The 12,358-nt window shown below is 56.6% G+C and carries 11 protein-coding genes; 6 read left to right on the top strand and 5 right to left on the bottom strand.

Translation table 11 applies throughout. The features are described from left to right. Nucleotides 1–232: 232 nt before the first annotated feature. Nucleotides 233–1,399: an MraY family glycosyltransferase gene (locus tag CKO35_RS09750; protein ID WP_200175291.1), complete on the bottom strand. Its 1,167-nt coding sequence runs from the start codon at nt 1,397–1,399 to the stop codon at nt 233–235. Nucleotides 1,400–1,510: 111 nt separating this feature from the next. Continuing rightward, nucleotides 1,511–1,732, bottom strand: coding sequence for a hypothetical protein (locus CKO35_RS09755; RefSeq protein ID WP_200175293.1), 222 nt, complete (start codon nt 1,730–1,732; stop codon nt 1,511–1,513). Nucleotides 1,733–2,116: 384 nt separating this feature from the next. On the opposite strand from CKO35_RS09755, the gene CKO35_RS09760 reads away from it, so the two are divergent. Next, complete coding sequence (locus tag CKO35_RS09760; RefSeq protein WP_200175294.1) at nt 2,117–4,171, top strand: S8 family serine peptidase; 2,055 nt, start codon at nt 2,117–2,119, stop codon at nt 4,169–4,171. A gap of 35 nt (nt 4,172–4,206) precedes the next feature. Here CKO35_RS09760 and rfaH read toward each other — a convergent pair whose 3' ends face one another. Beyond that, complete coding sequence (rfaH, locus tag CKO35_RS09765; protein WP_200175306.1) at nt 4,207–4,713, bottom strand: transcription/translation regulatory transformer protein RfaH; 507 nt, start codon at nt 4,711–4,713, stop codon at nt 4,207–4,209. 513 nt (nt 4,714–5,226) lie between these two features. Here rfaH and CKO35_RS09770 point away from each other — a divergent pair. The 5 genes from CKO35_RS09770 to CKO35_RS09790 all read left to right on the top strand — a co-directional run bounded on the left by CKO35_RS09770 (nt 5,227) and on the right by CKO35_RS09790 (nt 10,600). Next, on the top strand, nt 5,227–6,261 hold the full coding sequence (locus tag CKO35_RS09770) for a polysaccharide biosynthesis/export family protein (protein WP_200175308.1): 1,035 nt from the start codon (nt 5,227–5,229) through the stop codon (nt 6,259–6,261). Nucleotides 6,262–6,280: 19 nt separating this feature from the next. Beyond that, on the top strand, nt 6,281–8,605 hold the full coding sequence (locus CKO35_RS09775) for a polysaccharide biosynthesis tyrosine autokinase (protein ID WP_200175315.1): 2,325 nt from the start codon (nt 6,281–6,283) through the stop codon (nt 8,603–8,605). Nucleotides 8,606–8,764: 159 nt separating this feature from the next. Further along, nucleotides 8,765–9,631 (top strand): hypothetical protein, encoded by an 867-nt coding sequence (locus tag CKO35_RS09780; protein ID WP_200175317.1) that lies wholly within the window; start codon nt 8,765–8,767, stop codon nt 9,629–9,631. Nucleotides 9,632–9,643: 12 nt separating this feature from the next. Then, nucleotides 9,644–10,003 carry a hypothetical protein gene (locus CKO35_RS09785; protein ID WP_200175319.1) on the top strand — a complete coding sequence of 120 codons (360 nt, stop codon included), beginning with the start codon at nt 9,644–9,646 and terminating at the stop codon, nt 10,001–10,003. Nucleotides 10,004–10,021: 18 nt separating this feature from the next. After that, a complete protein-coding gene (locus CKO35_RS09790; protein ID WP_200175321.1) occupies nt 10,022–10,600 on the top strand; it encodes a hypothetical protein in 579 nt (192 codons plus the stop codon). Between the two features lie 3 nt (nt 10,601–10,603). On the opposite strand, the gene CKO35_RS09795 is transcribed toward CKO35_RS09790, so the two are convergent. Beyond that, nucleotides 10,604–11,215 carry a response regulator gene (locus CKO35_RS09795; RefSeq protein WP_200175323.1) on the bottom strand — a complete coding sequence of 204 codons (612 nt, stop codon included), beginning with the start codon at nt 11,213–11,215 and terminating at the stop codon, nt 10,604–10,606. Nucleotides 11,216–12,032: 817 nt separating this feature from the next. Continuing rightward, complete coding sequence (locus CKO35_RS18215) at nt 12,033–12,164, bottom strand: hypothetical protein (RefSeq protein WP_274600823.1); 132 nt, start codon at nt 12,162–12,164, stop codon at nt 12,033–12,035. Nucleotides 12,165–12,358: the final 194 nt, after the last annotated feature.

Genomic DNA, 12,358 nt, shown 5'->3' on the forward strand with positions numbered 1-12,358 from the left:
CTGACTACCAGAAACCGTACTCCCAAGGCATAAGCCGTCAAATCACAGGTAAGGGTATTTGTGTTTACTGCCGACCAGGAACCGTTTCCGGCACGCTGAACGGCGCAGGGGCATCACTATAAACTCGGGGAAACCGGCGGCAGCAGGATGAAAACATCCATTTTGGAGGTATTCCCCCTTCTGGAAGGAGGAAACGCGCAATCAACCTATATGAAGAAAGTCGTGCGTGGGATCAGCGGCCCTCTGCCGTGATCGGCCGGGCCTTGCGGCCAGAGACGGACACCCTCGAAAGGCGGCGAAGGGCCCAGGCCAATATCATGGAAGCAGGCACCAGCAGCCCCCAGAGAATCACCATGACCATGGGGGAGGCATGACCAGATGCATGCCAGACCCCCATCATGACCATTCCCCCCTGCATCACCAGCAATGTGACCAAGGTCGAATTGACGCCGATGCCGGTGCTCAACAGGAGATGATGGAGATGCTCATGCCCTGGATGAAAAGGGGAACGGCCGGAAGCCATCCGCTCGAACATCACCCGAAGGGTATCAATGATCGGAATACCCAACAGCCACAGGGCCGCGGTTGCCGGCATTGCTGCAACCGGCGACTGACTCAAGGCGATCACCCAGTAGGCCAGCAACAATCCCAATGTGGTACTCCCCGCATCCCCCAGGAACACCAGCGCCCGAGGCCGCCCGATACGGGCATTGAGCAGCAGAAAGCCACATAATGCGCCAAGCTGGGTAAGAACCAGCATCAGACCGGCTGCATCCCGGGTCTCCAGCACCACCCATGCCAGGCCCGTCAGGGTCACGGTCCCCAGTCCGGCGGCCAGCCCATCCATGCCGTCGATAAGATTGAATGCATTGATGCACCCGATAATCGCGAAAAGGGTCACGCCGACTCCAAGGAACATACCCAAAGAGAGCCAACCCCAATCTGCCCCCAGGTCAATGACTCCCATATCGGTGATCACCACCCCGGACAGCAGCAGGGCAACAGCCGCCAACCCCTGTGCCGCAAAACGAATTCTTACGGAAATCTGACGGGCATCGTCCCAGACGCCAACCGCCAGCAGCATGATGAGCGCAAACAAAACACCCAAAGGGAAAAGGGCAAACTCGACTCCGTTGATTGCAGACCATAATCTGGCTAATCCCAGGCAAATCAGCAACGAAAGGACAACGGCAATGCCACCAAGTAAAGGCGTGGGATTTTGATGCAACCGATGTGCACCGGGATGATCGACCAGACCGTAGAAGGTCTGCCCCTTCATCAACCATAATTTCAGCAACATGACCACAATCATCAGTGCGGTCATCATCAGCATTAAGGCCAAAAGTCCAGGAATAGAGATCACCCAGGACCAATGATAAGACGGGGCTAATCCTTCCATGCCTCACCCTCACAAAGACAGTGAAATCAAGTGCCGAATCCGGCCTCCAAACAGCCGCACTCAGAACCTTTTCGTCCTCAGGAAGGTAACAGCATCAATCGAACTTAATATTTAATAATGTTTCACATTGAAATCAATTAAAACCAGCATGAAAGCATCATCATTCAACAATGGAGGAAACACTGTAACGCTACAAGAAAAAATGCCGAGAAAACCGGCCAAGACAACACTTTCATTAGCGCCACAACGGAACATTCCCTCCGCAGAAACACGCATCACAGGCATCCCACACCACACAAAAATAAAGGAATTTAACCTCTTGGAACCGATCAACGGGGCATTTCCTCTCTCTGACGGTCAGCCTTTTCAGGTCTCTTCAAGGTAATTTAATGGGAAATCAGCGAGGCCAACAGGCAGCGCCTGCATAAACCCTGTCGATTCAATGGATATCGCAGCAATTCCCTGATGGAACGCAGTTAGTCCAGAAGGCTATCTCCAGAAGGCTATCTAATGCACCGTCACTCTTACGTCGTCTTCAGATCAAGCGCCATCACTCTGAGCGTTTTCCTGGCCAGTGTGTCGCTATATGGATGTGGTGGCGGAAAGAACGTCCAACCCAACCCCGGGAATATCAACACCTCCAATCCTTCCAGAGTAGTCAGTAATCCGGATCAGGTTCTCGTCCCACAGGAAGGTGAAAGCGGGCGACCTGTTCTGGTGGCGGTGGCTGATACAGGTATCAGCGCTACCCACCAGGAGTTCGAAGGTATCATCGCCTATCGCTACAACGCAGTCCGCGGTTACGGTGAGCAGTCACCCGAGAATGCAAATCAGACAACCCTGGATCGAGAGCAGCAATTCGGTGCCATTGATGACACCACCCCCAAACACTGGCATGGCACTTCCGTGGCGGGAATCCTGGCAGGGAAATACACCGGCTATGCCGGAAATGCACAGCTCATGGACATTCAGGTTTCACGCACGGAAGATGGGACCGCTTCCACCGCAGTGAGCCTGCAGGGGCTGGCCCATGCGGCCCAGCAAGGTGCCAGAGTGTTCAACTACAGCTACAACGGCACCCTGACAAATGTCGCCAACACCAATGCCGGCATCCAGGCCGCAAGAGACAATGACGTCCTCATCGTGCAAAGCGCGGGTAACGGCAACCAGATGGCTCCGGCACTACGTGGTACCTCCGCAATATATGACCAGTACCTGATCGTCGGGGCCCTGAATGCCGCCGAAACCGATAGGGCCGAATTCTCGAACTACCCGGGAGACAACACATCAACCCAGGCACGCTTCATCCTCGCCCCCGGGGAAAATCTCCGCACGTCGGATCAGCGTGCCGACAACGCCTATACCCTTCTCAGCGGTACCTCCGTGGCCGCTCCCGTGGTTTCCGCCGCTGCCGCCACGCTGCGCTCTCTTTGGCCTCACCTTGATGCAATCCAGGTGAGCACACTGCTGCTGGTCTCGGCGGACCGAAGCTTCAGCCCTCAGTACGGAACATACCAATGTGGCACATCCGGCACGATTGATTGCGGATTGTATTATTACGGGCAAGGCAAGCTGGATCTGGATGCCGCCATGCAACCCCAGGGAGAAATCAGCATCACCACTGCCGCGGATCTTGCATCAATCAATGATCAGACCCTCCCCACCCAGCCTTTCATGCGACTTGCCCCCGCTTTCGGTGATGCCCTGTCCAACAACGGCATCCTTTCCAACGTCACGGGCTTTGATCAACTGGGGCGGGACTATCGCGTGGATATGACAACGCGAGTGGCTCCTGCTCATGATCCCAGACGGGACTCGGAACATCGGATACTCCAGCACATGCGACATGTAGGCAGTAGCCCCATGGCGCAGACCCACCTCAACTACCACGTCCAGGCTAACCATGATGCCGATGGCAACCCGGTTCGCATGGCACTGGACTGGCACGGCGAACGTGTCAGCCTGTCTGCCTATCACCTCTCCGGTGGCCAGCCCCTGCCTGGCACACCACAGGCTGAATTACCCATGCTCTCAGTCAATGGCACCCACGGTTTGGCGGATCATGCCGACTCAGTCACAGGTTTTGCCAGCCGCTACCCTGTCAATGAGCGACTCACCCTGGTCAGCCGCTACTGGTGGGCAACGGAGTACAGCCATGGAATATCCACCACCCCCCTCCAACACATGGATTCAAGCCTCATATTCAACCTGAGTGAACAATGGTCCTTGACTCTTGGAATGAGCCGTCTCATCGAAAAGGATCGTTTTCTGGGAACCCGGGGAGGCGGCGCCCTGAATACCGACGGCCAGCATGTGACCCACTTCATCAAGGCGGGTATTGATGCCTGGATCGACGACCGAATCAGTCTTTTTGCGGAATATCGACAGGCCCAGGGCAATCCGTCCTTCCGGGACAGCATGCTGAAACAGATCCAGGACATGGAGGCCCGACAAATGACCATGGGCATCAACATCCGTGGAGAAGATACCCAATGGGCGCTGGTTTATCACGAGCCCCTGCGGGTTCAGACCGCCCTGGGCGAGTTCAACATCCCGACAGGCCGAACCCCTGAAGGGCTGGTGACCTTCGAGCGTCAAACCGCCGACCTTGCACCCACAGGCAGACAGCGCAATCTGGAACTGGTCATGCGGCACGCACTTTCCCCATCCAGATCGCTGCAGGCTAATATCGTCCATTTTCAGGATCCCGGCCATAGCAGCCGTGCCAGTGATGAGATTGCCGGCGTAATCACTTACCACATGATGTACTGAGGCTGATGTATCTGCTGACGCATCTCCAGTGAACGTCATGACGTGGCGCGTATATCATCCAGCGCAACCTTGGCACGCGATCGCCGACCCAGCCAGTCAAGGAGAATGAATACCCGATCCGCACTGGTAGCAGCCTGAAAGACGCCCTCCAGGCCACTCAGTGGCCCCCGGATAATGGTGACTTTCTCTCCAGGCATGAAGGAGGGTTCCTGAAGATGGTGACAACCGGTCACTGGATCCTCCTGCTCCTTCAGGGCGATCACAACCCGATCACTCACCGGTTGATAGTGCTCGCCGAATCTTACCAGGGTGCTGACACCGTGGGTTGAACGGATCGGAGCCAGACTTTGCTCCCTCTGACTGCACGCAGCAAACAGATAGCGAGGGAACAGGGGCTCATCCTGCACACGACCGAACCCGGTGCGCCGTGACTTTCGGCGTACCTTGGGAAGATAGACCTGGTAGGCCTGAGCCTCCAGTGCCCGTGCAGCCGTTTCTTCCTGCCTGGGTTTGCAATAAACCAGATACCATGATCGTCCCATGTGCTCCCACCCTGCGGCTCTTCCTTTTCGGGGCATGGATCTGCCCTGTTGTTACGGATGTCCTGAAACAAATCCTTTCCGCACAAGCAGGAACCCACCAGTCAAGGACTGGTCATTTTCGGACTTCCGCCTTCGCAGTGATCGCTGAAAGGGATTTTTCAGTATTTCCTGAACCGAAGATTAACTGTGACGGGGTTCGCCCTTAAAAGGTATTACATCCATTTCAGAGAGATCATCTTGATGTGCATCGCATGAATTCGGCGTCAAATGGGGCGATCCTGGATTACCCCTGCGCCATTAACATCCAATCACTTTCATATCGGATTCTTTTACCCACATAGTGAAGCTAATAGTCCTTTCTCAAAGGCTTAGAATCTGGGCCGTCACCCCATTCAAGACTGAGGAAGGTCAAGCGTGTCTCAGACAAAATGCTCACCGGCGCTACGCCTCCTTACTCTCAGCAGTCTTTTGATTTGTGTTCTGCTCCTGGCATCGGGCTGTACCGTGCCGGGCATGAAAATGCCCACCCCTCCCCAACTGGAAAAAAGCGCAGCCGCGGATGGGATCTATGAAACCCCCTCCGGCCTGAGGGCCGAGGTGATGGCCATTACACCGGTCACAGTCAGCCGCCAGGACCTGATCTCCCCGCCGCCCTCCGCCCCCATGCCGCTGGCAACCCCCGAAGCATTGCAGGCCGATTACAGGATCGCGGTCCGCGATGTACTTGAGATCACCGTGTGGGGACAGGAAGAATTTGCCCTGATTGAACGGGAAACCCTGCCACGGCATGTGGTGGCACAGGATGGAACCATTTTCTTCCCTTACGTCGGCCGGGTTCGGGTGGCTGGCCTGAGCGCCCAGGGAGCCCAGACGCTGATCACGCAACGGCTCTCCAGGGTGTTTGAAGCCCCCCAGGTGGATGTGCGAGTTCTTGAGTATCGGGGACGTCAGGTCCGCGTGGTGGGTGCGGTCGGCAGCCCGGGGCCCGTCGCCATCCAGGACCGCCCCATCACGCTGATCGATGCCATCTATCTTGCCGGGGGACCGCTGGAAACCGCCGATCTGAGACGGGTTTCAGTAACCCGCAATGGCCACCTCTTCAGGGTGAACGTGCTGGACATGTTCGAGCAGGCGGAACAGGCCAAGGGCCTCCTGCTTCAAGAAACCGACCTTGTGTACGTCCCTGACAACAGCGGCGCACGGGTTTATGTAATGGGCGAAGTCAAACGCAACAGCAGCCTTGCCATCCCCAGGGCGGGCCTGACATTGACCCAGGCCCTGGCCGAATCCGCGGGACCGGATCCCATCACGTCACGGGCGCAGAGCGTTTATGTGCTGCGCGGCACCACTGAACTCCCCCGTATCTTTTACCTGGATCTGCGTCAGGCAGACGGTCTGCTGCTGGGTGACCGTTTCCAGTTGGCGGGGCGGGACGTGATCTATGTGGATGCAGCCCCCATCACCCGATGGAACCGTTTCATCAATCAATTGCTTCCCTCTTTGCTCGTACTCACGGAAGCCGATCGCGGCCCCCTCTTCAGTCATTGACACTCAGGAAATCAAGTTGATGTCTCGCCACCAGGATCCCGGTTCACAACACTCAGTCCCCTCCACCCTGGAGGTTTCGCCAGGGACAGGCAATGATACGGAAGACACGATCAACCTGAGCGAACTGGTGGCATTTGCCCTTCGGGGAAAATGGCAGATCCTGGGTGGATCGGCCCTGGGGATGCTCCTGGGGGCCTTCCTGTCCTGGCAATCCCTGCCGCAGTACCAGTCCACTGCCCTGCTGCAAGTGGAACTGAAGTCAACCGGCCTGGCCTTTCAACTGGGCACCGACTTCCTGCCGGAAAGCCTGGGCATTCCCACGGAACTGGAGATCATGCAGTCCCGCATGGTGCTGGGACCGGTAGTACGGGACCTTCAGCTCCACATCAAGGCCGATCCTGTGCCGGCTCCCTTACTGGGTCGCCCCCTGGCTCCGGATTTCCCCTTGCTTTCCCTGCCCCCGCTGGACAGATGGTTGAGGCACTATACCGGTCACGGAGCACGCGTGGAGGTGAGCAGACTGGAGTTTGATGGCCCTTGGCCGGAGGCGGCGCTGATTCTTGAAGCCCGGGAGAATGGTCACTTTCTGATGTATTCGGCCACCACCAGGCAACCCCTTGGAAAAGGTCAGGTGGGTGAGCTCGTCGAACTGGCTGACGGAGAGCAACGAGCACTGGTGAGAATCCAGGACCTGCAGGCCACGCCAGGATCCCGCTATCTACTCAGACGGCAAACAGAACTCGGCGCCACCCGGGAATTACGGTCACACCTCACCATACGTGAAGTGGGCCGTCAGACAGGCCTTGTGCATCTGTCGGTACAGGCAGGCACGCCGACCGAGGCCGCCCGGATCGGCAATGCCATCGCAGCCAGCTACCAACGCCAGCACGTGGAGCGCCGATCGGAACAGGCCCGCTCCACACTGACATTTCTTGAAGGGCAGATCCCCGGGCTGCGGCGCGAAGTGGAGCAGGCGGAACAGGTGTTGATCGATTTCATGCAGACCGAAGGCACCACCGATCTGGACAGGGATGCCTCCTGGGTATTGAAAAAACTGGTTGAACTGGATACCCAGCTTTCCGAACTGAGCGCCAACCGTGAGGAGTTGCTACTGCGCCTGACAGTGGAACACCCTCGGATTCAGGCACTTGACCGGCAGATTATCCGCCTGCGTCAGGAACTTCAGGAAGCGGAGCAACACATCAATCGGCTGCCGGTAGCCCAACAGACCTTGCTGGGACTGAGGCGGGACGTTCAGGCCGCCACCGAGATATACGTCAGCCTGTTGAACACTGCCCAGGAACTGGAAATCGCCCAGGCGGGAATCGTCGGATCGGTAAGGGTCATCGATCCGGCGGTCCCTGAATTTCGTCCCGTGGGTACCCATCCATGGCGAATCCTGATCATCGCCACGCTGCTGGGCCTGATGGGGGGTACCGGTGTGGCATTCATGGTTCACGTGGCTGGTCGCCGGGTTCACGATCCGGATCAACTGGAACGGGATACCGGCCTGCCGGTGTTCGGCGTCATACCTGAAAGCCAGCTTCAGCGCCAGCTATCCCGATCGGCGCGACAGGGCAAGCAGATCCCTCCCTTGCAGACCGTAGATGACAACGAGCCCTCTGTGGAAGCGATCCGCAGCCTGAACACGGGACTGCACATCGCCGGAGACCTGCAGACCCGCAAGATCCTCATCATGACAGGGCCTTCACCCGGAGTGGGAAAATCGTTCCTGAGCATGAATCTGGGGGCAGTCATGGGCCAGGGAGGTGCCCGGGTGCTGGTGATTGATGCCGATATCCGCAGACGTTCCCTGGAACCCTATCTGCCCCGTGGCGCGAATGGCCCAGGACTCACCGATTACCTGGTGGGAGGGCATCGCCTGGAGGATGTGGTCCAGCCTCTGGAGCATACCGGGCTGGATGTCATCAGTGCCGGAGCCTATTCCACCGGGGCCTATTCCCTGATGATGAGCGCCCGCTTCAAGACCCTGCTGAAAGAAGCCGCCCAGCGCTACGACCGGGTGATCATTGACACACCACCGGCCTTGCTGTTTGCCGATGCAGCCACCATGGCCAGGGATGGGTTGTGCACGCTGATCGTACTCAAAAGCGGCACCCACAAGATGGCGGAAGTCACGGAGACCATCAAACGCCTAAAAAGATCAGGAGCATGTGTGCTGGGAAGCGTGGTCAACCAGTACATACCCACTGCGGCTGGTAACTATTACGGCTACAACCGTGCTTACAGCCGCTACAGGGCCAACTACGCCAAACAGGCCCCGCGGGCGGGAAGTCGCTTCACCGCAAAAAGGCGCCCACAACAGGATATGAAAACCCCTTGAAAAAACCTGGAATTGCCCGTGATGTTGCTGATTCCTGATTGCCGGGTTACTTCCATTTTCGATCAATTTCCGGTTTCAAGTTCCATCCATGAAATGGATGATGGTGTCGGATGAAAATCAACCCAGATGCTGCTAAAGCCGAGGGAATCGCTCATGCACATGCCCGGATCTTTCTGGAAGGCAAGATCAGCACTCGCCAGACATCATCATCACCCGATCCATTACAGACTGCTTGCCTGCCTCCTGGCTCTGGTCATTCCCGCCGGGGTGGCCGCCCAACAACCCGGTAGCCAGCCCATCACGGAAGCACAGTTCCTGGAATACTTACAAGCCCTGCTTCGGGATCCACTCCCCCAACCCCAGGCCACCAATTTCGGTGTTGTCACCGGCTTTGGACTACCCCATGGTTCCGCGTTCGCAGCCGGCGTATTGACCGACAAACGTGAGCGCAACCAGTCCTCGGACCATGACGGTTCCGCCGCCCTGGGCATCGGCCTGGGTGATGCCAGGCGCCTGGTGGGCATGGAGGTCACCCTGGGCATCATCAGCACCACCCCCTCGGAGTTTGCCGAAGACGGCAACATCAACTTCAAGTTGCATCGTGTACTGCCCGGGCTGACCCACCAGGGGATCAGCTCGGTTGCAATAGGGGTTGGCAATGCGGCGCGCTGGGGTGATGCGAGGGAAGTGGACCGAAATCGCTATATATCGGCATCCACGGTGTTCAACGCCAATCCGGGAAATCCCGGGCGCCCCGTGCCCATGATGCTGACGGCAGGGTATGGCACCGCCATCAGCAATCTGGGGCGGGATGCCGACGATTTTTATGGTCTTGGCGTCGGCCTGACCCGCCACTTCGCCGCCAGCGCCTCCTGGGCTGGCGACGAATGGATTGCAGGTCTCAATATCAAACCATTCCGGCAATATAACGCGCAGGTCACCTTAGCCATGGGCGACGTGACCGACCGGGTGGATGGCAGGCGCTACCTGCTGGCCGTCGCCTGGGTATTCGATGAATTGTTTTAGGAGCGGCATGTGATGCAGCGAAAACTCCGATCCATCCTGATCCTGGCCCTGCCCGCAACACTGATAGCCGGAGAAGTGCCCGTCGTACCACCAGCAGCCATCGTGACGCCCCCCCCCACCAACATCATCGTCCCGACCATCGTTCCCCCCGTTGCCCCACCGACCACCCCTGGTATGGGGACACCCGCTGAGGGCGGCATCATTCCCGGCGCAATAACCGGCTTCAATGTTCAGTCCATGACAGCAGTGGAACTCACGCAGGCCCTCAGCCTCATCGATCAAGCTCTGGAAAACCTGCAACTGTCAGCTGTGGACCGGGATGCCATGCAAAACCTCAGGCAGTTGATTGAACAGGAACTGACCAATCGTTAAACCAGTCCAGAGGAGCTCATGAATGTGCGGGTAGGCCTTGCCATTGCCTGCTTTTTGTACCTGGGCCCCATCCCGGTGTGGGCCCAGGAACTCCACAGTCTGTATTTGGTGGAACAGCATCGGGAATGGTATTCAGGCGCGCTTTATCTGGACCATGTCTATGCTGTCCGGGCGGCCACATCGTCCCTGGTGCACAAAGACACCTTGCTCATCGTGGACTTCGCTCCACCTCATTGTGCCCCAGCACCGTTGCTGTTGAGCGTTCTGGAAAAATCCAGCCCACACGATCAGGACATGGCCATCGATTCCGTTCAATCCCGGGTGGATGAAAGAAATATCATCCAGGCCCGGGGTCATCTTTCCCTCTCCCGTGGCAGCCAGGGACTTTTCCTCTACCTCTTCATAGACAGCATAGGCCCCTGGATGAACGACCTGATGCATGGAAAACAGCTGCTGTTGAGCATCACGGCCCAGGATGGCTTGATACGGGAACAGTTTTCTCTTGACGGATCACGTGAAGCCCTGCAACGTAGCCGGTCGCTATGTCAGGCCCTTGCCAGTCCGCCGGACGGCAATCTGAAACCCGGGGGCTTATGAATCTCAGATACTGACGGAAGGCAGATATGGCTTTTTCTCAAAAGCCTTCACCACCTCTGTATAATTACAATCAGACAGTACCTCCTTGAGCTGCTGCTTGAGATCAAGATGGGTCAAGTCCTGACTGACATTCTCCGCAGCATGCACCAAGTCACCGGACAGTGTCTTCTTGCGCATCCGGTTCAGTGCCGCACCTCGGACAAGTGCCCTCACCACATCATCAATCGCTGCAGAACTCAGCAGAAAATCATCCACCTGTTTCATGAAGATTCGCTTTAATGAAGCCTGGTCTGCTCCTGGGCTCATGGCGATCAAGGTAGGCGGTATCTGGCGATCTTTCAATGCCTGGCTACGAATCGTGTCGATGAGTTCAAATGCCTTTGACTCTGAGTCCCGCATATCCAGAAGCACGCAGTCTGATATCAGATGAAGATACGCCCTTGTCAGAGCCGAATCGAAGCTGACATTCTTGATGCAGATAATATTCCGCCTCTGCAGTTCAAGCTGAAGATCCTGATTGAAATAAACCTGCTTCCCTACCAGCCAGACGGTAATCGGGGGTATAGACCCATAATCCGGTCCTGTTTCCCTGCGTGGTATTGGCCTTTTATCCATAACAGATATCCCTTCATTATCATGATTGGCAAGAATAAGCCAAAATCCGGACGATGCAGACCAATGGTACACTTACTACAATAAAATAACCCTCTTAAAAACCAAGATTTTCATCCATTTTGAAAACAATTATTGATGCAGAATAAGACTAAGTCTTACTCCATTGCCAGCACTTCAAAATCTGATTCCCGAAACATCTGGCGGGCTCCATGAATTCAAGATCAATAAAGCAGCCGGCTCCCGGTGCATGTCATTCGAATACGGGTATGGAATTGCTCAGGCCCGGAAACTGCGCGAATCTGCAGCTCCAACCCCAGCTCAACCAGATGTTCCACGAACTGCATATCAGTATTTGCTGTAACCAATCGCCATCGCTCACTGTCCCGCGGTAACGCTCGTCCTCGCTCACTCAACAGGGGTTGAATCAGTCTGACCTGGTCGGGATTTGGCCAATCCTGGATCACTTCCAGCACCAGAGTCAGTTCTCGACCGGGAGGGGCGGTGATACGGAACATCCCAGGCATTGGGGATATACTGGAAGAAATACTGATATCGTCAGAGGTGATCAGCGTCCGATCTCCCTGAAGCACCGCCCACCCACGCGCACCTCGAGCGGTCCTGAGCAATCCCATATCCAGGTGACTGATGGCTTCGATACTCACCCCAGGGCAAGGATTGATGGGATCCGAACCCATCGCCGGACTGCCCAATACTGACAGTATGAGCAAGACTCCAAAAGGAGTCTTGCTCATACTGAAGGATGATCTCCACGTCAGACAGCGCCCGAAACCACTGAACCACATTATGGTTTTTCGCATCATTTTATATCCCGGGTCAGTTTCAAACGCGCACGCTCCGTGGCATCGGAAACCAAATACAGCAACAGCGCATCACTTGGCGCCCCCTGTGCCAAGTTGACGGTCACACTGCCGCCGTCGTCCATTGTCATGTCATGGAGACGCTGCTCAGAGGCCAGACGGATATGCCAGTCCCCTTCATAGGCCTCACTAAAGAGAAAATACCGGCGGCTGTCAAGGTGGTTGGAACCCGGGTCATGCAGCCTCTAATGAAGCACGAGGATCATTTTGAATTTCAGGGTTGAGCCACACCGGACCCACCGGCGTCCAGTTACGGGTCTCACCG

Origin of the sequence: Ectothiorhodospira shaposhnikovii, from assembly GCF_016584105.1 — a bacterium.
In the GTDB taxonomy this organism is placed as follows: domain Bacteria; phylum Pseudomonadota; class Gammaproteobacteria; order Ectothiorhodospirales; family Ectothiorhodospiraceae; genus Ectothiorhodospira; species Ectothiorhodospira shaposhnikovii.